Below are 20,876 nucleotides of genomic sequence, written 5' to 3' on the forward strand. Positions count from 1 at the left end.
ACCGAAAACTATAGGGCCGCAATGTTGCGGCCCTGCTTCAGGAGTTGATCATGCGTTGGCGTGACACTGCGCTGATCCTGGGCGGATGGGTTGGACTTTGCCTTGCAAGCGGGTCCCTCATCACGCTGATCGCACAAACGCTGCCGGCCTGAATGGCCCGGCGGCAAGCCGAGGAGTCGATGCCATGCATACCCCAACCGTACGCGAGCAACTGGTCGAACACGCGCTGGTGCTGATCCGTCGCCGGGGGTTCAACGGCTTCAGCTACCGCGACCTGGCCGAACTGGTCGGCGTCAAGACCTCGAGCATCCACTATTACTTCCCGTCCAAGGACGACCTGGTGCTCGAGGCGGTGCGCGAATACAGCGCGCGCAAGCGGGCACGGCTGCAGGCCATCGATACCAGCCAGCCGTGCGCAGAGCAGGCGCGGCAATACCTGCAGCCGCTGCGCGACGGTGCCTGCACCGACCAGGCCTGCGTGGTGGGCATGCTGTCGGCCGACGTGCTGGCCATGCCTGATACCGTGCGCGCCGCGATGCAGGATTTCACCCGCCTTAACGAGCAATGGCTGGCGCGCCTGTTCGAACAGGCGGCCGTCCGGGGCGCGGCGCCGTTTGCGCTGCCGCCGCAGCAGCTGGCGCAGGTGGTATTCGGCGCGCTGCAGAACGGGCTGATCAGCGCGCGGCTGTTCGGCACGTGGGAACGCGTCGATGCCGCGGCGGCGCTGCTGCTCAGCGCCATGCCAGTGGAAGAGGCGCTAGCCGAAGCGTGATCCCGCGCGTGCGACCGCATCGCATACCCATTGCGGGTCGTCGTGCGGCAGGTCGTGGCCGGCCCAGTGGTGGGTCAGCAAGGGCACGTCCCATGCCTGCGCGATGCGCGCCGAACAGGCCGGGTTGACCAGGCGGTCCGCCGCCGAAGCCAGCAGCAATACCGGACAGCGGGGCGGCTCGGCCGGTGCGCAGTAGCGCGCGGCGGCCAGCAATTGCGCCAGCGCGGCCTGCCGGCTGACCGGTGCGTCCGCCGCGATGGCCTGCCACTGCGCAAGGTCGGCGGCCTGCGTGTCGGTGCGTGCGCAGGTGATGGCGTGGATGGTCCGCTCGCAATACGCGCGATCGCGCCAGCGCTGCGCCACGCGCAGCAGCCTGCCCCAGTTGCGCGGACGCAGGCGCTGCGCCGGCGTGCAGAAGGGCCGCATGCTGGTGTTGACCAGCACCAGGCCGCTCACTTCTTCCGGATACGTACTGGCCCACTCGATCGCGGCCATCGCCCCCAGCGACATGGCCAGCACGCGGTACGGTCCCGGCACGCCGGCGGCGGTCAGCTGGCGCCGCACCGCCGTCACCATGTCGCGCACGCTCCACGGCGCGGGCTGCGCCGACAGCGCGCCATTGCCGGGCAGGTCAGGCAACAGCGGGCGTCCCAGCCCGGCTGCCTCCCAGCGCGCCGGAAGCGTTCCCCAGTGACGCGATTCGCGCGTCAGTCCCCGCAAGAATACCCATCGGCTCATGGCGGCTCCGTGTGCCAGTGCGCGCGTGCCTGCTGCAGCAGCTCGTCGCGCTGCGCGCCGCGGGGCGGCCAGCGGTCCGAGGCAAAGGCGATGCGGCCGAGAAAGTCGAACAGGCTGACGTGCCGGCGCAGCACGCGCGCGGTGCGGTGCGCCTTGATCGGGTTGAAGATGCCCTCGCGCGAAAACAGCTGGCGCGGGTTTTTCTTGATCCACAGCCACGAGCCCAACTCCAGCGTCATTGGCAGGAACAGGTTGCCGCGCGGCGCCAGGTCATAGGCATGGTCCCACAGGTCGCCGTGCAGCAGGTACTGGTGGCTCTGCGGCTCGAAGGTATAGCCATGGTGCGGGTGGGCCTGCTCGAACAGGGTCTTGAGCAGGTACATCTCGGCCAGGTGCGGCATCGGCCGGCGCGTGCGCGCGTACGGAAACCAGATGCTGTCGCGCCAGCCGTAGCCGGAATGGCAGTCCACCGCAAAGCTGAGCCGGCGCGGCAGCAGTTCCTGCCGGACCACGCGCAGCAAGGCGCTGCTTTCGGCCTCCATCGGCGCGCCGGCGGCGCCGCGGTACCACGGCAGCCAGGCGCCGATGCGCTGCCCGCCGGCCAGGAAGGGCACGCGCGCGTCGGCATCCTGCGGGCCGTTGCGCATCAGGTCGACGCCGTTGGGGTTGGCGCGCGTGCCGGCCCACATGCCGCCGGGGTTGACGATGGGCATGAACACCAGCCGCACCGATTGCAGCTCGCGGTGCAGCAGCTCGTCCCAGGCCAGGCGGGACAGCACCGAGCGCAGGTAATCCAGCACAAGTTGGGTGCCGATGCGCTCCAGCCCGTGGATACCGCCGAAGATGCCGATCGCGGGCGCACCCGGGTCGCGGCTGCCGAGCGCGGCGACATGCACGCCAAAGCGGTGGCCCTGCACGGTGGTCTCGCACACCACCCGGGTGTCGAGCACGTGGCTGCCGGCATCCAGCAAGGTCAGCAACTGGTCATATTCCGGGAAGTCGGCGCGCGGGTGCATGGGCTCACCGGGTGGCGGCCATGAGATGGAATGGGACAAGGCGTGGTGCGGCTGGCATGCAGCGGGGGCTCCGAAGATGAAAACCGCCGGGTCAGGCAGCGTGGGCGGTGAGCGTCGCGGCATCCGGCGCCACGCAATCCAGGAAGGCGCCGACCAGCCGCGTCTGGCGCCGGCTCTGCAGGCAGTACAGGTATTCGTGCAGCACCGGCGCGCCCGACGCAAACGGCACCACGCGCAGCAGCGGGTCGCGCGGCACCTCGCCCAGCGGCACCACGCTGGCGCCCAGGCTTTGGCGGATCGCCTCGTAGATGGCCTCGCGGCTGCCGATCACGGTGTGCGGGGGCAGTTCCAGTCCGCATGCGGCCAGCGCGGTTTCGATCGTCTTGCGTGTCATCGAGCCGTGCTCGCGCACCAGCAGGTGACAGCCGCGCAGCTGCGGCAGGTCGATCTGCGCCAGCCGTGCCAGCGCATGGTCGGGATGGACCACCAGCACCATCGGGTCGCTCGCCAGCCGGATGCAGGCCAGGCGGTCATCGTCCACCGGATGCGAGGACACCGCCGCGTCGATGCGGTACTCGAACAGCGCTTCGAGCATCTGCTGCGAGTTGCCGATGTCCAGGCTCACGTCGATCGCCGGATAGCGCTGCCGGAACGCCGCCACTGCGCGCAGGATGTAATACGGCCCGGTGGCGCCGATGCGCAGGTTGCCGAAGCGCAGGTTGCCCGCGTTGCGCAGCAGGTAGTCGGCATTGCCTTCCTGCTGCATCAGTTGCTCGACCACCGGCATCAGGGCCACGCCCACATCGCTCAGGTCGACGCGGCTGGCGCGGCGATGGAACAGCTCCACGCCGTAAGTTTCCTCCAGCTGGCGGATGCGTCCCGTGACCGTGGGCTGGCTCACGCGCAACTGCCGCGCCGCCATGGTGATGCTGCCCTGGCGCGCCACTTCGAAAAAGGTCATCAGCAGGTCGCCTAGCATGGTCATCCGCGCGGAGTTTGGGGAAGGGGTCCGGACCGGCCCGGACGACCGCGCAGTCTAGCGGCCCAATATGACAAAACGGCTACGCCCGCCCGGGCCGGTCCGCTTGGGACCGGCCGGGGCGGGGGCCTGTCGTTGCGCCGGGTCGACGGTTTGCGTCAGCCGGCCGCGCCCATCGCCGGGTCGGACACGCCGTCCTTGCCGGTTTCGATGCGCCCGGCAAAATGGCGCGTAAAGCCGCCTTGCGCGGTGGTGACGGTGAAGTCGTACCAGTTGCCCTGGCGCGCCACCGGCCAGTGCTGCTGCAGTTGCATGCCGGCGGGCACTTCGTAGGTCCACGGGCCGTCGGTGCGGTAGGCGTTGGCCTGGACCGTGAAGGTGCAGGGGGCGCTGCCGGTATTGATCATGTCCACGTACATCGCGGCGTTGGCAATGTCATAGCAGACGCGGATCTCCGGCGCGCTGGCGCCGGCCGCGGTCACCGCCGCGACGTCGCCGCGGAAGGCGCGGTGGAAGCCGTTCGGGCCCAGCACCCACAGGTCGTACTTGCCGCCGTCGGTGGCAAAGACGTCCCAGCTGCCATGCAGCTCCTTGCCCGGCTCGACCATATAGCGGCGCGGCACGCGGTCCAGGTGCAGCCGGTCGTAGACGTGGAACACCGCCGCCGCCGTGCCGGTGTTGCTGAACAGCAGCCACACCGCGCGCTGGTCGCGGGCGTCTTCGCGCGCGCTGACGTGCAGTTCATAGGGCAGGGCGCGCGACGGGCGCGTGCCGGGGTCCTGCTGCGGCATCTGCTGGCTGCCAGCCGGAGGCAGCGGCACCTGCGGCAGCACGCCCTGCGCGGTGCGGATGGCGTCCGCGCTGGCCTTGTCGCGGCTCGGCAGTTCGGGCAGGGGGTTGGTGTTGGGGCTGACGAAGTTGAAGGCCGAGATCAGGTCGCCCGCCACTGCGCGGCGGAAGCCGCTGATATTGGGTTCCGCAACGCCGAAGCGCGCTTCCAGGAAGCGCAGCACCGAGGTGTGGTCGAACACCTGCGAATTGACCCAGCCGCCGCGGCTCCACGGCGAGACCACGTACATCGGCACGCGCGGGCCAGGGCCGTAGGGGCGCTTGTCGACGTGGTATTCCGGCTTGAGCTGTTCGGGGTCGAGCGTGGTGGCGCCGGCCAGCGTGTCGCCGTCATAGGCGGGCGCACAGGGCGGCGGGACGTGGTCGAAATAGCCGTCGTTCTCGTCGAAGTTGATCAGCAGCACGGTCTTGCTCCAGACCGCGGGATTGGCGGTCAGCGCATCGAGCACCTCCTGCGTGTACCAGGCGCCTTGCACCGGGCTGGACGGCCCGGGATGCTCCGAGTACGTGGCCGGCGCCACGATCCACGACACCTGCGGCAGCTTGCCCGCGGCGATATCGTCGCGCAGCGCCTGCAGGAAGCCGCCATCGGGCATGGTGTTGGCCACGCCCTTGAGCAGCGGGCTGACCGCGTCGTCGGCGCTGGTGTACGGCGGATAAGGGCTGCCGTTGGCCTGGTTGCCGCGCGCGGCATTGGCGTCGCGGTATTGCTTGAAGCCGGCGAGGGGGTTGTCGGTGAAGTTGTCCGGCATGTTCTGGTAGACCTTCCAGCTCACGCCGGCGGTTTCCAGGCGCTCCGGGTAGGTCTTCCAGGTATAGGGCGTGTTCGAGCCCGTGAACGAGTCGCCGCTGTTGTCGATCACCGGGCCGCCGAAGTCGCCGGCCGGGTCGTTGGTGCCGGTCCAGTGGAACAGGCGGTTGGGGTTGGTGCCGCCATGGAAGCTGCAGTGGTAGGCGTCGCACAGCGTGAAGGCATTGGCCAGCGCCACCTGGAAATCCAGCTCGGCTTCGGTGTAGAAGCCCATCGACTGGGGCTGCTTGTAGGTGGGCCACTTGTTCATGCGGCCCAGGTCCCAGGCGTTCTGCGCGTCGGGATACGAGTGCGGGGTGCCGCTGACGCGCTGCGCATTGCCGGCGCTGCTGTCGAGGTGGTAAGGCAGCAGGGTGCGGGTGGTGCTGCCGTTGGTATAGGTCTGCTGCCAGACGTTCAGGCCGCCCGCCAGCGGGATCGGGAAGCGGTCGCCAAAGCCGCGCACGCCGCGCAGGGTGCCGAAGTAGTTGTCGAACGAGCGGTTCTCCTGCATCAGGATGACCACGTGCTCGACGTCGCGGATGGTGCCGGTGGCGTTGTTGGCCGGGATCGCCAGGGCGCGGCGGATCGACGGCGGAAAGGCCGCCAGCGCGGCGGTGGCGGCGGCGCTGCCGCCGGCGAGCTTGAGGAAGTTGCGTCTGCTTTGGGGGTTCATGGGATTCGGTGCCGGATGGTTGCGGGGAGGGTAGACAGGCCGGGCCAGGTTCAGGGCGCGCAGCGCAGCTGCGGCTTGACCGCCGGGGTCTCGCCAGGCCGGTCGCTGCCGTTCCCCTGGCCGGGGTTGCCGCCGGTGCCGGGCGCGCCGGGCGTGGTCGGCGCCGCGGCCGGGGTGCCGCTGGTGCCCTCGCCGGAGTCGCCGCCGCAGCCGGCGAGCGCCGCGCTCAGCAGCAAGGCGGCCAGCCAGTGCGGCCGGGCCAGGGTGGAAGGTCGGAAGGTCATGGTGTCAATCTCCTGCTGGGGGATCGGGAGGCGGGGAGGGTAAAGGCCGGCTGGGCACCCGTTGCCTCAGGAAACGGGTGCACCGCCGGTTCGGGGATTCAGGGATTCAGCGTCGACAGCGGCTGGCGTGCGCCGGTGATGGCCTTCAGCTCGTCGAGCGTCAGCACGCGCGTCCACATCGCCAGGTCGTTCAGGCCCATCACGCCTTTGAGCGCGCCGGGGTTGTTGCCAACGTAGTTGTGGGTGGCGTCGTCGTTGACGCCCCAGCCGGTGCCGAGGCCGGCGAGCCTGGTCACGTCGGTATTGGCGATCGCCTTGTTCTCGGTCTTCTGCAGGCCGAGCACCGGGTCGATGACGTAGGCGCTGAAGCGCTTCGCCGCCGCGTCGACCGACAGCGCCAGGTAGGCCCACTGGTTGGCCGAGACCTTCATGCCGTTGATGTCGTCGCGCTTGCCGCTGCCGCTGCCCAGGTTGAAGCGGATCTCGCAGCTGCCGAACAGGGCGATGGCAATGCCGGCATTGCCGCCCGAGATGTAGTTCTTGTTCGACAGGATCGGCTCGCCGGTGCTGTTGCCCTGGGTGCAGTCGGTGCGGAACCAGAGGCCGATGGTGAATTGCGGGCTTTGCGCGATATCGGCAGCGTTGTGCTTGAGCTGGTAGCTGTCGATGCGCGAGTCGAGCTGCAGCGACTGGCGGCCGAAGTTGTCGGCCGCGAGCGTGCCGCCGTCAAGGCTTGCCACCCACGGGCCCAGCGTGGCCGCGTTCTTTGGGTCGGCGAACGGCTTGCTGTCCAGGCTGAAATACGACGCCAGGCCATCGAGCAGCGATGGCATCAGCGTGACGGGTTTGACGTAGTGGATCTGCGCCAGGTACGACACCGGCACGTCGTTGCGCACCAGCGTGTAGTTGAACTGGTACAGGCCCGTGGATATGTCGAAGGCCTGGTCGGTGAAGGTCCGCACCTCGGGTCCCAGCGCGGCGATCTGCACGCCGTCACGCAGCACGCGCGTGACGCCGTAAGCCGGGCTCGGGTTCTGCCAGGTCAGCGTGATGGCGTCGTTGTACTGGCTGATGCTGGCGCCGATGGCGCGCACGCCGGCGGTGGCGGTGGTCAGCGCGGAGCCGTCGAGGCGCGTTGCCGCGGGGTCGAGGGCGACGCCGGCGTGTGCCAGCACGGTCGGGACGATGTCGGCCTCGGTCGGCAGCGCGGACAGGTCCGCCGGGGTGTCGGGGGCCGCGGCGCCGGGCCTGGCCAGCGCGCCGTTCAGGGTCTTGTTGGTGGCGAGGAAGGCGGTACGGTTCTCCACCGTCGGCACCGTGGTGGTGGCGCCGGTGGCATCCAGGCCGTGGCTGGTGGTGACCAGCACCAGCCAGTCCTCGCCCGGCTGCGCCTGGCGGCGCGCTGCCACGGCGGCGAGCAGTTCGCCCAGCGCCCGGTCGGTCTCGCCGAGCGCGGTGGCGTAGGCGCCGTTGCCGAAGCCGCTGGCTTGCGCGGCCTGCGCCGGGGCGCTGTACTGCGCGAACACCACGCCATAGCCGGACTGCACCTGGCGCACGGCATTCTGCGTGACGCAGCGGTCGACGCCCGCGCAATCGACCAGCGTATCGAGCACGCCCGCGTCCTGGTCGGTCTTGAGCAGCACCGGCAAGGCCGGCGCACTGACCACGGCGCCTTGCTGCCCGCCGGGTTTGCCGGCTGCGCGCAGGTAATGGAACACGGTCGGCGCGCGCAGCGCGGTGCTGCCGGTGTCGTCATCGATGCCATGGCGGTTGGCCCAGGCGCCAGTCAGCACCGTGGCCCAGCTGGGCGCGTCGAGCGGGGGCTGGGCGGTGATGGTGCCGGGCATGCCGCCGGTGGCGGTCGGTACCAGGTTCATGCTGGCCAGGTTGGGCAGCTCGCGCCGCAGCACCCCACCTTGCACCTGCGCATAGGTGGCGCCGTCGACGCCGACCAGCAGCACGCGCGGGCCGCTGGCGCGCTCAGGCTCCGGCGCGGGCTTGCTGGGGTTGGTATCGTTGGGCGCCCCGGACGGCGCGCTATCGTCGCCGCCACAGCCTGCCAGCGTCGCGGCCAGCACGACCATGACGGTGCCGGCCAGCACACGGCCGCGCTCCATCCCGGCCAACCAGCCAGGTGCAAGGTTCCCTGCCATCGTTCATTCCCCTGTTCATCTGCGTTGTTGTGCGCCGGCGGCATGGCCGCGCGGCGGATTGCGTGTGCCGCAATGCGCTCGCAGAGTAAGAAGCGGGGTTGTCACGGTGGTGACAGCGGGGCAAAGAATGCTGATGGGGCTATTCGGATTCTTGTGGCGGACCTGCCGCCACAAGTTAGTTTTGCTGGGTGACGCCGGCCTCGTCGCCCACGCCCGCCTGCATCAGCAGCACGGCGTCGCGCTTGTCGAGCAGGTGCTGGCGCAGGATCTCGGCCATGCGCTTGCCGTCGCGGGCTTCCAGTGCCGCCAGCATCTCTTCATGGTCGTGGATGGCGCTGTCCCATTTGGGCTTGCGGTAGTTGGAGCGAAAGCGCAGCGCCTGCAACCGCCGGTTCACCGCCAGGTAGGTCTGGCGCAGCGCCGCATTGCGCGCCGCCAGGTTGATGCGGTCATGGATCTGGTGGTTCAGGCGGTAGTAGCCGGGCAGGTCTTCGTGGGCACGGCAGGCCAGCATCGCGTAGTGCAGGGCCTTCAGTTCGGCCAGCTCCACGGCGGTGATGCGCTCGCAAGCCAGTTCGCCGGAAAACGCCTCCAGGTTGCTCAACAGCTCGAAGGTATCGCGTATTTCCGTCGCGGACAGCCGCGCGACGCTGGCGCCGCGGTTGGGCGAGATCTCGATCAGCCCTTCCGCCGCGAGCACCTTCAGCGCTTCGCGCAGCGGCGTGCGGGAGATGCCCAGGGTTTCCGACAGCTCGCGCTCATTGAGCTTGCGACCCGGCTCCAGTGCGCCCTCGATGATCAAGGTGCGCAGATGTGTCACCACGGTGTCGTGCAGGCGCTGACGTTCCACCGGGGGCAGTTGGCGCGGCAGGTCACGGTTGGAGTCGGCTTGGATTTGCATTCAATTCGTCCTGTGGACAGATTGAATGCAAGTTTAGCAGCCGCTTAACAGGAACGCCAGATTGATCGTAAACCCGAGTTTCACCGAGATTTACCGGGTAAACGCTAGCGAAAAAGGTCCCGGCAGGACCTGTTTTTTCGTCACTCCTTTGCTAGAGTATTTTGCATTCAAAACTCAAACGGAGGAGTTCCATGCTGAATCTCAACTTTCACCCCGCCGGCCGCCACTTCCTGCAAATCCCCGGTCCCAGCCCGGTGCCGGACCGCATCCTGCGCGCCATCAGCTATCCGACCATCGACCATCGCGGCCCGGAATTCGGCGCGCTGGGCCTGAAGGTGCTGGACGGGATCAAGAAGATCTTCAAGACCGAACACCCGGTGGTGATCTATCCGGCCTCGGGCACCGGCGCGTGGGAAGCCGCGCTGTCGAACACGCTGAGCCCCGGCGACACCGTGCTGATGTTCGAAACCGGCCACTTCGCCACGCTGTGGAAGAAGATGGCGGAGAACCTGGGCATCCGCCCTGAGTTCCTCGGCCTGCCCGGCATCGAAGGCTGGCGCAACGGCGTGCAGGCCGACATGATCGAGGCCCGCCTGCGCGCCGATGCCACGCATGCCATCAAGGCCGTATGCGTGGTGCACAACGAAACCTCGACCGGCGTGACGTCGGATATTGCGGCGGTGCGCCGAGCCATCGATGCGGCCGGGCACCCGGCGCTGCTGCTGGTCGACACCATCTCCGGGCTGGCCTCCGCCGACTATCGCCACGACGAGTGGGGCGTCGACGTGACCGTGTCGGGCTCGCAGAAGGGCTTGATGCTGCCGCCGGGCATCAGCTTCAACGCGGTGTCGCCCAAGGCCATCGAGGCTTCGCGCTTGGCCCGGCTGCCGCGCAGCTTCTGGGGCTGGAACGAGATCATCGAGATGAACCGGACCGGCTACTGGCCCTACACCCCCAGCACCAACCTGCTGTACGGGTTGTCGGAAGCGCTCGACATGATCCTGGAGGAGGGCCTGGACAACGTCTTTGCCCGCCACCTGCGCCTGGCCGAGGCCTGCCGCCGCGCGGTCAGGGCCTGGGGCCTGGAGATCCAGTGCGCGGATCCGTCGGTCTACAGCCCGGTGCTGACCGGCGTGATGATGCCCGACGGCGTCGATGCGGACGTGGTGCGCCGCCACATCTACGAGCGCTTCAACATGTCGCTCGGCGCCGGCCTGGGCAAGGTCAAAGGCCGCATGTTCCGCATCGGCCATCTGGGCGACTGCAACGACCTCACGCTGATGGCCACGCTGGCCGGCTGCGAGATGGGGCTGAAGATCTCGGGCGTGCCGGTCGCCGCCAGCGGCACCATTGCCGCGATGGACTATCTCGCCGCGCATACCGTGCCGCTGTCGCTCCAGGCTGCCGCCTGACGCAGCCTTTCCCATCCGCAACCGGGGCCGGCGCGTGCGCCGCCCCGGCCGGAAACTGATCGCAACGGATCAGCGCAGCACTGCCGTACCTGACAAAAAAACAGAGGAGACGCTGTGGATACGACCCTGCAGGCGGGAACAAGGATCAGGACGTTCGAGGATGCGACCTATCGCAAGGTGAGCTGGAGGCTGGTGCCATTTTTGATGGTCTGCTTCCTGATCGCCTATCTCGACCGTGTCAACGTAGGTTTTGCCAAGCTCCAGATGTCGCAGCAACTGGGCTTCAGCGAAACCGTCTATGGGCTGGGCGCCGGGATTTTCTTTATCGGCTACTTCCTGTTCGAAGTGCCGAGCAACCTGGCATTGCACAAGTTCGGCGCCAAGGTGTGGATCGGCCGGATCATGATCACGTGGGGGATACTGTCCGCGTGCTTTGCCTTCGTCGAGACGCCAGCCCAGTTCTACACGCTGCGCTTCCTGCTGGGCCTGGCCGAGGCCGGCTTCACGCCCGGCATCGTGTATTACCTGTCGTGCTGGTATCCGTCGCACCGGCGCGCCAAGATCATGGCCATCTACTGCATGGGCTCGCCGCTGTCCGGCATCATCGGCAATCCGCTGTCCGGCTTCCTGATGGGCAGCATGGCCGGCGTGGGCGGGTGGGGCGGCTGGCAATGGATGTTCATCATCGAGGCGGTGCCGGCGGTGCTGCTGGGTGCCTTCTGCTTCTACTACCTCGACAACTCCATCGCCAAGGCCAAGTGGCTCACGAGCGACGAGAAGCGCGTGCTCGAGCAGGCCAAGGCGGAGGACGTCAAGGCGGCGGATCCGCAGGCCCGCGTCGGCAAGGTGTTCACCGATCCGCGCGTCTGGCTGATCAGCCTGATCTGCTTTTGCTATGTCACGGGGCAGTACGGCATCACGCTGTGGCTGCCGACCTTTATCAAGTCGACCGGCGTCGCCGACCCGCTCCATATCGGCCTGCTGAGCGCGATCCCGTACATGGCCGCCATCGTCGCGATGTATTTCTTCGGCCGTAGCGCCGACAAGCACCGCGAACGGCGCTGGCACCTGATCATCCCTTGCATGATGGGCGCGATCGGCTTCCTGGCGCTGCCATGGGTGATGCACAACACCGCGCTGTCGCTGGTGTTCCTGTCGATCGCCGCTGCCGGCATCCTGACCTGCACGCCGCTGTTCTGGTCCCTGCCGACGGCGTTCCTCAGCGGCGCGGCAGCGGCCACGGCGATCGCCATGAGCAATTCGATCGGCAACCTGGCCGGCTTTACCAGCGGCTACATGATCGGCTACCTGCGCGACGTGACCCAGAGCGGCAACAGCGCTTACTACATGATCGCCGGCATGCTGGTCCTTGGGGCCTTCGCGATCTGGACCATTCCCGCCAGGCTGGTCAACCGATAGCCGGGCAGGGCGCGGCGCGGCCACCTTGCCGCGGCCCCGCCGCACTTCCCATCAACCCTACACGCGCCCGTGCCGGCGCATGGAAATCCCCTCATGAAAACCTCGTACCAACCGGTGTCAGACGGCCCGGGCCAGCACGCGCCGTTCAGCGTGGTGGAAGCCACCGTTGCCGGCGCGCATGCCGCAATGCGCGACGACACGCTGACGGCGCGGCAGCTGGCCAGCCGCTGCCTGGACCGCATCGCCGCCTATGACCAGCGCGGCCCCGCGCTGCGCAGCATCCTGCAGGTCCATCCGCAGGCGCTGGAAGAAGCGGATCGCCTCGACGCCGTCGCTGCGCGCAATCCGTCTCAACCGATGGCGCCGCTGCATGGCATGCCGGTGCTGGTCAAGGACAACATCGAATGCGCCGGCATGGCTACCACGGCGGGCGCCGAATGCCTGCGCGGCAACGAGTCCGGCAACGATGCCTTTGTCATCCGCCGCCTGCGCGAGGCGGGCGCGGTGGTGCTGGCCAAGACCAACCTGCACGAGCTTGCCTCCGGTGGCGAGACCGTCAGCACGCTGGGCGGGCAGACACTGAATCCCTATGACCTGGCTCGCACGCCGGGTGGATCCAGCGGCGGCACCGCCGCCGGCATCGCCGCCAGCTTCGGCGTGCTTGGCATCGGCACCGACGGGGTCAATTCGATCCGCTCTCCGGCGTCGGCCAACAGCCTGGTCGGACTGCGCCCGACCATGGGGCTGATCAGCCGGGCCGGGCTGGTCCCGTGCGGGCTGACGCAGGACACCATCGGCCCGATCACGCGCACCGTTGCCGATACCGCGCTGGTGCTCGACGTCATCGCCGGCCATGACCCGGCCGATCCGGTCACCAGCGAAGGTGCCAGCCATCTCCCGGCAAGCTATGCCGCGAGCCTAGACCGCGACGGACTCAGGGGCGCGCGCATCGGCGTGCTGCGCAGCTTCTTCGGCGGCCAGGACGTGCATCGACCGGTCAACGCCGTGATGCAGCAGGCGCTGGCCGTCATCGCGGCGCAGGGCGCCGATCTGGTCGACATCGACGACGCGATCAGCCCCGACGAGCTGCTGGCTTCCACGCTGGTGCACCACTACGAGATGGCGCGCGATCTCGACGCCTACCTGTCGCAGCTGGCGCCTGGCGTGCGGGTGCGGTCCACGCAGGACATCATCGCCGCGGGCGGCGTGCATCCCAGCGTGGCCGGAACGCTGGCCACCGCGGCCGCGCTGAGCGACCGGCAGCCCGAATACCGCGAGCGCATGCAGCGCCAGCACACCCTGCGCCAATGGCTGCGCGACCTGATGGCGCGCCACCGGCTTGATGCGCTGGTGTTTCCGCACCAGCGGCGGCTGGTGGTTCCGGTCGGCGAGACCCAGGCCGAGCGCAACGGCGTGCTCGCGTCGGCCACCGGCTTTCCCGCCATCGTCATCCCGGCCGGGTTTTCCGCGCCCGAGCGCAATGCGCCGCAAGGCGTGCCGGTGGGGCTGGAATTCTTCGGCCTGCCTTTCACCGAGCCCGTGCTGTTGCGCCTGGCGTTTGCGGCCGAGCAGGCCTTGCAGGCCCGCCGGCCGCCGCACTCGACGCCGGCCCTGGAGTAACGGCGCGCCGGAACGAAGTTTTATCGCTGCTCGACCAATGCCCGCCGCTCGCGGCGGCGCCAGGCTCGCGGGCACACCGCGGCACCTCTAGACGAGGAGGAGACAAAAGATGGGCGCAGAAACTGTAGTTCAATCGCCGAATTCCCCCCAGCAGCACGAGCTGGACCGGGCCATGGACGGCATCGGGGTGACCGCCTCGCACAAGAAGATCATCTTCATGATCATGCTGGGCGTGATGTTCGATGTGTTCGAGCAGAACGCCGTCGGCCTGATCGGTCCCATGCTGCGCGAGCAGTGGGGGATTTCGGTGGCGGAAATCGGCTTTCTCAACACGCTGACGTTCAGCGCCGCCGCGCTGGGGCGCATTGGCTCGGGCTATATCGCCGACCGCTACGGCCGGCGCGCGATGCTGAGCGCCAACCTGCTGCTGTTCACGCTGGGCGCCATCATCTGTGCGCTGGCGCCGAACTACTGGGTGCTGGCGGCGGGCCGCTTTATCGTCGGCATCGGCCTGGGCGGCGAGATCTCGATCGCCGTGACCATGCTGGCCGAGCTGTGCTCGACCCGCTTCCGCGGCACCGCGGTGGGCCTGGTCAGCGTCGGCAGCGGCGGCCTCGGCAATATGCTGGCGCCGGCATTCGGCCTGGCGGTCTTCGCCATGTTCCCGGGCCCGGACAGCTGGCGCTGGCTCTTTGCCTGCCTGGTGCTGCCGGCGTTCTTCGTCATCTTCTACCGGCGCTTTATCCCCGAGACGCCGCGCTTCCTGCTGTCCAAGGGCCGCGTCGACGAGGCCAACCGGGTGCTGTCGGTGCTGGCATCGGGAAAACTGGGCAAGCTAGATGGCGAGCCCACGCCTTATATCAAGGCGGCGGTGCAGGACGAAGCGCCGCGGGCCAAGGTGCGGCTGAGCGATATCTTCAAGGGCCGGCTGGGACGGCGCACCATCGCGCTGGGCATTGCGGTGTCGATGACCTACGGCGCGCAGATCTCGGTGCTGACACTGATGCCGACCATCCTGATGGCGCAGGGCTATACCATCTCCAAGAGCTTTCTCTTCACCATGGTGATGCAGAGCGGCAGCCTGTTCGGCGCGCTGGCGGCGTCGTACTGCGGTTATCACATCCCGCGCAAGCGGGTGCTGACCGTCGGCGCGGGGCTGGCCTGCGCAGCGGGGCTGTGCTTCGGCTTCCTGACGTATAACGTGGCGCTGGTGCTGCTGTTCGGCGCGGCCTTCACCTTCTGCGTGGTGTTGCTGAATACCTCGATCTGGATCTTCGCGCCGGAACAGTATCCTACCCATGTGCGCGCGTTCGGCACCTCGGTGATCCTGGCGCTGGGCACGCTGGCGGGGGCGCTGACGCCGCTGATCAGCGGGCGCGTGTTCGAGACCTACGGCGTCGGCGGCATGTTCAGCATGCTGGCGGCCATGTATGGCGTCTTTGCGCTGGCGGTGCAGTTTGCGCCTGAGACCTTCGGCCGCGCCATGGGCGAGACCGACGACGACGCCGAAGGCCAGCGCGAGATCCGCGGCGAAACGGCCAACGCCAGCGCTTCCTGAAGCCTGGCCGAGCCCGCCAGCGTGCGGGCGCGGCTTGCCAGGCAATATTTGTTGATCCACAAGGAATCATCCAAGTCATGACCACCACCGATATCGACTGCGTCGCCCAGGCCCTGCTCAGCGCGCGGCGCGAACACCGCTGCGCCGATGCGCACGCATTTGCCACGGCACTCGACAACGCCGAGCAGGCCTACGCGGTGCAAGCCATCGTTGCGCAAGCAATGGGCTGGCAAGAGCCCGGCGCCGCGTACTGGAAATCCGGCGGCCCCTCGCGCGAGGCCACGCTGACCCATGCGCGTCTGCCGGCGGGCGGGGTCTGGACCAGCCCCGCGCACGCCGGCGACTTCCCCTTTACATGGCGCGGCATCGAGGCGGAGATCGCGCTGCGGCTGGGGCAGGGCGTGGACGCGGCGCAAGCGGCCAGCCTCGACTATGCCGGCGCGGCTGCACTGGTCGAGGCGATGGCGGTGTCCATCGAGATCGTCGATTCGCGCTGGCAGCAGTACGTGGCAGCCCCTGCCTTGCTGAAGCTGGCGGATCTGCAGGCGCATGGCGCATTGGTACTAGGGGCGTGGCGCGACTATGCCGCGCGCGACTGGGCCAGCCAGCGCTGCCTGGTGCAGATCGGCGCGCAAACCTTCGAGCGCCGCGGCGCCCACGCGCTGGGCGATCCGGCCTATGGACTGGTTGCATGGCTGCGCCATGCCACGCGCGACGGGGCACGCGTCGAGGCCGGCACGGTAGTCACCACCGGCACCTGGGTCGGCATCCTCGATGCCGCCGCCGGCGACCTGGTGACGGTGGCGTTCGATGGTATCGGCGAGGCCTCGGTCCAGCTCTGAGGCCGCGCACCGGTGCGCGAGGGCGTCAGCTGTGGAAGCCGACGCCCCGCATGATCAGCCGCAGCACCCACGCAGCCACGCCCAGCGCCGCCACGCTGGCGGCCCAGATCAGCACCAGCCAGCCGACGCGGCGCAGCCAGGTGCCGGTGCGGGTGCCGCTGTCCGTATGCGGCGCGCCCATCAGTGATAGCCCTCGCCGTGGCGGACCTTGCCGCGGAACACGTAGTAGGCCCACACCGTGTACATCAGGATGAAGGGCACGATGAAGAGCGCGCCCACCAGCGCAAAGCCCTGGCTTTGCGGCGGCCCCGCGGCCTCCCAGATCGAGATCCCGGGCGGGATGATATTGGGCCAGACGCTGATCGCCAGGCCGCTGTAGCCCAGGAACACCAGTCCCAGCGCATACAGGAAGGGCGAGATATCGGGCTCGCGGCGCAGCGCGCGCATCAGCATGAACATGCACAGCGCCACCAGGATCGGCACCGGCGAGAACCAGAACAGGTTGGGCAGGCTGAACCAGCGCTGCGCAATCTCGGGATGGGTCAGCGGCGTCCACAGGCTGATCACGGCGATCACCGCCAGCAGCAGCCATGCCAGCGTGCCGGTCAAACGGATCATGCGCTGCTGCAGGTCGCCCTCGGTCTTCATGATCAGCCAGGTGCTGCCCAACACCGTATAAGCCACGATCAGTCCCACGCCGCAGAACAGCGGGAACGGCGCCAGCCAGTCCAGCGGCCCGCCGGCAAAACGGTGGCCCTCCAGCTTGATGCCGTCGATATAGGCGCCCAGCGCCACACCCTGAAAGAAGGCGGCCGTAGCCGAGCCGAGGATGAAGGCGGCATCCCACACCGGGCGTTCGCGGTCATTGGCCTTGAAGCGGAACTCGAACGCCACGCCGCGGAAGATCAGGCCCAGCAGCATCAGCATCAGCGGCAGGTAGAGCGCGCTCAGCACCACCGAATACGCCAGCGGGAACGCCGCCAGCAGCCCGGCGCCGCCCAGCACCAGCCAGGTCTCGTTGCCGTCCCAGACCGGCGCGACGGTGTTCATCATCACGTCGCGGTCATGCCGGTCGGGCACGAACGGGAACAGCATGCCGATGCCCAGGTCGAAGCCGTCCATCACCACGTACATCATCACGCCGAAGAAGATGATGACGATCCAGAGAAGCGAGAGGTCGATGCCCATGGTGTCAGCTCCGGGTGCTTGCGGTGGGGGTGGGGGCGAGCACTTCATCGTCGTCCACGGCCGACAAGGGCCGCGCCGGCGTATGCTCGCGGCCCGGGCCGCCATGCGGCTTGGGCTCTTCGAGCAGCGGGCCCTTGCGCACCAGCCGCATCATGTAGGCGATGCCGACGCCGAACACGAAGAAGTACGCGACCACGAAGATCGCCAGGGTCGCCGCCAGTTCCGGCACGCCGTGCGGCGACACCGCATCCGCGGTGCGCTGCAGCCCGTACACCACCCACGGCTGGCGGCCGATCTCGGTGGTGTACCAGCCGGCCAGAATCGCAATCACGCCAGCCGGTCCCATCCACAGCGCCATATGCAGGAACGGACGGACGCGATAGATGCGGTCGCGGCGCCGCAATACCAGGCTCCACACGCCCAGCAGGATCATCAGCAGCCCCAGGCCCACCATCACCCGGAACGACCAGAACAGGATCGTCGCATTGGGTCGGTCCTCCGGCGGAAACTCCTTCAGGCCCTGGATCTGCCCGTCCCAGCTGTGAGTCAGGATCAGGCTGCCCAGATGCGGCACTTCGACCGCAAAGCGGGTTTCCTCGCGCTCCATGTCGGGCCAGCCGAACAGCAGCAGCGGCAGGGCCTCGTTGCCCTTGTTTTCCCAATGCCCCTCCAGCGCGGCGATCTTGGCGGGCTGGTGCTTGAGCGTGTTCAGGCCGTGGAAGTCGCCGATCACCGCCTGGATCGGCGCGACGATCAGCAGCATCCACATCGCCATCGACAGCATCTTGCGGATGGCGGGATTGTCCCGGCCACGCAGCAGGTGCCAGGCGGCGGACGCGCCGACAAACAGCGCCGTGGCGAGGAAGGCCGCCACGCTCATATGCACCAGGCGGTACGGGAACGACGGATTGAAGATGACGGCGAACCAGTCGGTGGGCACCACGCGGCCGTCGATGATCTCGAAGCCCGCGGGCGTCTGCATCCAGCTGTTCGAGGCCAGGATCCATGTCGCCGAGATCAGCGTGCCCAGCGCCACCATCACCGTGGAGAAGAAATGCAGCCCCGGGCCGACGCGGTTCCAGCCGAACAGCATCACACCGAGGAAGCCTGCTTCCAGGAAGAAGGCGGTCAGCACCTCATAGGTCAGCAGCGGTCCGGTGATGCTGCCCGCAAACTCGGAGAAGAAGCTCCAGTTGGTGCCGAACTGGTAGGCCATCACCAGCCCCGACACCACCCCCATGCCGAAGTTGACGGCAAAGATCTTGGACCAGAAGTGGTAGAGGTCGCGGTACAGCGGCCGTTGCGTGCGCAGCCAGCAGCCCTCGAGTACCGCCAGGTAGGCGGCCAGGCCAATGGTGATGGCGGGAAAGACGATGTGGAAGGAAATGGTGAAGCCAAACTGGATGCGGGCGAGGTCGAGCGCGGTCAAACCAAACATGTGTGTTCTCCGTGGCGCTGGCCTGGCGCATGCCTTGGACGGGTGCGGGCTGCCTGAAGCCTTGGCAGTTCGACACGTGGGCAGGAGCGCGCCGGGGGCGCGGGGGCGTAGGCGCGTGCGGTAAGCGTAGTGTACGCCGCGCGAGCCGCAAAGGGCAGCGTCCTGCCCGGTAGCGGCCGGGCGACAAATCGCCGCACCTGCGGGCGAGCGCCGCGCTTGTCGCACCGCGCAGGCCATTGCTGATGAAGAAATCGTAACGGAGCACCGCGAGGCGGAACAGAATCAAGTCCGCGGAAAAACACCGTATCAGATTGGCGCATTGCAGCAGGGGTGAGGGCTGACAACAGGGGCAGGGAAGTGCATAGTTATGCGCCCTGTATCGTCCGCCTCTTGCGTCTTCCCCAGTGTCCTTCGATTCCACCTTGCTGATCGTCATTGCCGGCGCCGCCGTGGCCGGCTTCGTCCAAGGCTTGTCCGGATTTGCCTTCGGCATGGTGGCGATGTCGTTCTGGGCCTGGGCGATCGAACCGCGGCTGGCCGCCGCGATGACGGTGTTCGGCGCGCTCACCGGCCAGTTGCTGGCGGCCGCGTCGGTGCGGCGCGGCCTGTCGTGGCGGCGCTTGTGGCCATTCGTCGCCGGCGGCGTGGCCGGCATCCCGCTGGGCGTGGCGGTGCTGCCGCTGCTCGACGCGCAGTGGTTCAAGGCGGTGCTGGGCGCGTTCCTGACGTTGTGGTGCCCGGTGATGCTGATGGCGCGCCAGCTGCCGCATATCGGCGTGGGCGGGCGCGTGGCCGACGGCATGGCCGGCGCCGCCGGTGGCGTGATGGGCGGCATCGGCGGCTTTACCGGCGTGATCCCCACGCTGTGGTGCACGCTGCGCGGCTTCGACAAGGACGAGCAGCGCGCCGTGATCCAGAACTTCAACCTCGCCACGCTGGCCATGACCATGGCCGCCTATGTCGGCAAGGGCATCGTCACGCGCGAGATGCTGCCGATGTTCCTGGTGGTGGCGCCGGCAATGCTGGTGCCCACGCTGCTCGGCACCCGGCTTTACCTGGGCATCAGCGAGGCCACCTTCCGCAAGATCGTGCTGACGCTGCTGACCGTGTCCGGCGTGGCGCTGCTGGCGACTTCGGTGCCCGTGCTGGTGGCGCGCGGCGCGGGCTAGGGCTGCGCCGCGGCCGACTGCCGCAGGCACGCCACCAGCTGGTCGGTGCTGATCGACGGCGCGCGTTCGCGCAGCGTGATGATGCCCACCGGTGGCAGGTCGACCGGCACCTCCATCTTCAGCACCTGCAGCCGGCCTTCCTCCTGCATCGCCATGGCGACCGATCCGGCCATGAAGGCGGCTGCGCCGCGTTGGTCGATAAAGGTCGCCTGCGCCAGGTACGAGGAGGTCTCGATCACGTCCTGCGGTGGATGCAGGCCGTGGCGGAAGAACGCTTGCTCGATCTTCACCCGCAGCGAGGCCCACGGCGGCGGCAGCACGCAAGGCATCGCGGCCAGGTCGGCCCAGCCGGGCCGGGCCTTGCGCGCCAGCTTGTGGCCGCGCCGCACCACCACCACCATCGGCTCTTCATAAAGCGCTTCGGTCAGCAGGTCCGGCGCGGCATAGCCGGGCTCGAGCCGGCCCACGATCAGGTCGAGCTCGCGCAGGCGCAGCTTGGGCAGCAGGTGGGTCAGGTCGCCTTCCTCGACCAGCACGGTCGCGTGTGCGTGGCGCTGCTTGAGCGCGCTCACTGCCTGCGCCAGCAGCACCGGCAGTGCCGCACCCATCGAGCCCACGCGGATGCGCCCGGAAGCGCCGCTTTGCACGGCAGCGATCTCGTCGCGGGTCTGCTCGTATTGCGCCAGCACCGAGCGCGCAAAGCGCACCAGCGACTCGCCCGCGGGCGTGGGCTCGGTGCCGCGGGTAGAGCGCGTGAACAGCGTCAGCCCGAGCATCTTCTCGACCTCGGTCAGCACCTTGGACACTGCCGGCTGGCTTACCGACAGGAATTCCGCGGTGCGCCCGAGATGGCGAAACTCGTCGAGCGCCACCAGCAGTTGCAGGTGGCGCAGCTTGATATTGGAGCGCAGCGCGCGGTCGATCTGTACCATGCCCGCAGTCTAGCTAACCGGAAGGTTATGAAGCAATGCCAATTAGCGATTGGATTGTTATGCAGTGCCTCGACAGAATGCGGGCATGACGAGGCTGGCAGCGCCGGCCGCGCCGATAATCAAAACATCGGAGACCCGCA

18 protein-coding genes are annotated in these 20,876 nt (G+C 68.2%); 7 read left to right on the forward strand and 11 right to left on the reverse strand.

What is annotated here, in order from left to right; all coding sequences use genetic code 11:
• The first annotated feature begins 184 nt into the window (after positions 1-184).
• A complete protein-coding gene (locus tag MKD38_RS26040; protein WP_252681554.1) occupies positions 185-772 on the forward strand; it encodes a TetR/AcrR family transcriptional regulator in 588 nt (195 codons plus the stop codon).
• Here MKD38_RS26040 and MKD38_RS26045 read toward each other — a convergent pair.
• The 7 genes from MKD38_RS26045 to MKD38_RS26075 form a co-directional block, all read right to left on the reverse strand.
• Positions 758-1,510 (reverse strand): alpha/beta fold hydrolase, encoded by a 753-nt coding sequence (locus tag MKD38_RS26045; protein ID WP_252681556.1) that lies wholly within the window; start codon positions 1,508-1,510, stop codon positions 758-760. The two genes, MKD38_RS26040 and MKD38_RS26045, sit on opposite strands and share 15 nt — an antisense overlap.
• Complete coding sequence (locus MKD38_RS26050) at positions 1,507-2,526, reverse strand: M14 family zinc carboxypeptidase (protein ID WP_252681558.1); 1,020 nt, start codon at positions 2,524-2,526, stop codon at positions 1,507-1,509. Before MKD38_RS26050 ends, MKD38_RS26045 begins: the two co-directional genes overlap by 4 nt.
• Positions 2,527-2,617: 91 nt before the next feature.
• Positions 2,618-3,505: a LysR substrate-binding domain-containing protein gene (locus MKD38_RS26055; protein WP_252681561.1), complete on the reverse strand. Its 888-nt coding sequence runs from the start codon at positions 3,503-3,505 to the stop codon at positions 2,618-2,620.
• A 158-nt stretch (positions 3,506-3,663) separates the two neighbouring features.
• Positions 3,664-5,820: a phosphocholine-specific phospholipase C gene (locus MKD38_RS26060; protein WP_252681563.1), complete on the reverse strand. Its 2,157-nt coding sequence runs from the start codon at positions 5,818-5,820 to the stop codon at positions 3,664-3,666.
• Between the two features lie 50 nt (positions 5,821-5,870).
• Positions 5,871-6,104: a hypothetical protein gene (locus tag MKD38_RS26065; RefSeq protein ID WP_252681566.1), complete on the reverse strand. Its 234-nt coding sequence runs from the start codon at positions 6,102-6,104 to the stop codon at positions 5,871-5,873.
• A gap of 98 nt (positions 6,105-6,202) precedes the next feature.
• Positions 6,203-8,257: a LamG-like jellyroll fold domain-containing protein gene (locus MKD38_RS26070; protein ID WP_252681568.1), complete on the reverse strand. Its 2,055-nt coding sequence runs from the start codon at positions 8,255-8,257 to the stop codon at positions 6,203-6,205.
• A gap of 175 nt (positions 8,258-8,432) precedes the next feature.
• Positions 8,433-9,158 carry a GntR family transcriptional regulator gene (locus tag MKD38_RS26075; RefSeq protein WP_252681571.1) on the reverse strand — a complete coding sequence of 242 codons (726 nt, stop codon included), beginning with the start codon at positions 9,156-9,158 and terminating at the stop codon, positions 8,433-8,435.
• Between the two features lie 191 nt (positions 9,159-9,349).
• Here MKD38_RS26075 and MKD38_RS26080 point away from each other — a divergent pair, with 191 nt between their 5' ends.
• The 5 genes from MKD38_RS26080 to MKD38_RS26100 all read left to right on the forward strand — a co-directional run bounded on the left by MKD38_RS26080 (position 9,350) and on the right by MKD38_RS26100 (position 16,009).
• On the forward strand, positions 9,350-10,570 hold the full coding sequence (locus MKD38_RS26080) for a pyridoxal-phosphate-dependent aminotransferase family protein (RefSeq protein ID WP_252681573.1): 1,221 nt from the start codon (positions 9,350-9,352) through the stop codon (positions 10,568-10,570).
• A 114-nt stretch (positions 10,571-10,684) separates the two neighbouring features.
• Positions 10,685-11,989 carry an MFS transporter gene (locus tag MKD38_RS26085; RefSeq protein ID WP_252681575.1) on the forward strand — a complete coding sequence of 435 codons (1,305 nt, stop codon included), beginning with the start codon at positions 10,685-10,687 and terminating at the stop codon, positions 11,987-11,989.
• Between the two features lie 93 nt (positions 11,990-12,082).
• The gene (locus MKD38_RS26090) at positions 12,083-13,609 is read left to right on the forward strand and encodes an amidase family protein (RefSeq protein WP_252681577.1); all 1,527 of its coding nucleotides are present in this window, start codon (positions 12,083-12,085) and stop codon (positions 13,607-13,609) included.
• A 109-nt stretch (positions 13,610-13,718) separates the two neighbouring features.
• Positions 13,719-15,167, forward strand: coding sequence for an MFS transporter (locus tag MKD38_RS26095; RefSeq protein WP_252681579.1), 1,449 nt, complete (start codon positions 13,719-13,721; stop codon positions 15,165-15,167).
• Positions 15,168-15,244: 77 nt separating this feature from the next.
• The gene (locus MKD38_RS26100) at positions 15,245-16,009 is read left to right on the forward strand and encodes a fumarylacetoacetate hydrolase family protein (RefSeq protein ID WP_252681581.1); all 765 of its coding nucleotides are present in this window, start codon (positions 15,245-15,247) and stop codon (positions 16,007-16,009) included.
• Between the two features lie 25 nt (positions 16,010-16,034).
• On the opposite strand, the gene MKD38_RS26105 is transcribed toward MKD38_RS26100, so the two are convergent.
• From MKD38_RS26105 to MKD38_RS26115, 3 genes are read right to left on the reverse strand one after another with little or no spacing between them, the layout of a single operon-like run.
• The gene (locus MKD38_RS26105) at positions 16,035-16,190 is read right to left on the reverse strand and encodes a DUF2474 domain-containing protein (RefSeq protein ID WP_115713389.1); all 156 of its coding nucleotides are present in this window, start codon (positions 16,188-16,190) and stop codon (positions 16,035-16,037) included.
• Positions 16,190-17,197 (reverse strand): cytochrome d ubiquinol oxidase subunit II, encoded by a 1,008-nt coding sequence (gene cydB, locus MKD38_RS26110; protein WP_252681584.1) that lies wholly within the window; start codon positions 17,195-17,197, stop codon positions 16,190-16,192. The genes MKD38_RS26105 and cydB overlap by 1 nt, the downstream gene beginning before the upstream one ends.
• 4 nt (positions 17,198-17,201) lie before the next feature.
• Positions 17,202-18,635, reverse strand: coding sequence for a cytochrome ubiquinol oxidase subunit I (locus MKD38_RS26115; protein WP_252681586.1), 1,434 nt, complete (start codon positions 18,633-18,635; stop codon positions 17,202-17,204).
• Positions 18,636-19,039: 404 nt separating this feature from the next.
• Here MKD38_RS26115 and MKD38_RS26120 point away from each other — a divergent pair, with 404 nt between their 5' ends.
• On the forward strand, positions 19,040-19,804 hold the full coding sequence (locus MKD38_RS26120; RefSeq protein WP_252681588.1) for a sulfite exporter TauE/SafE family protein: 765 nt from the start codon (positions 19,040-19,042) through the stop codon (positions 19,802-19,804).
• On the opposite strand, the gene MKD38_RS26125 is transcribed toward MKD38_RS26120, so the two are convergent.
• Complete coding sequence (locus MKD38_RS26125) at positions 19,801-20,736, reverse strand: LysR substrate-binding domain-containing protein (protein WP_252681590.1); 936 nt, start codon at positions 20,734-20,736, stop codon at positions 19,801-19,803. The genes MKD38_RS26120 and MKD38_RS26125 overlap by 4 nt on opposite strands.
• Positions 20,737-20,876: the final 140 nt, after the last annotated feature.

It is taken from the genome of Cupriavidus sp. WGlv3, assembly GCF_023952475.1.
Taxonomy (GTDB): domain Bacteria; phylum Pseudomonadota; class Gammaproteobacteria; order Burkholderiales; family Burkholderiaceae; genus Cupriavidus; species Cupriavidus phytorum.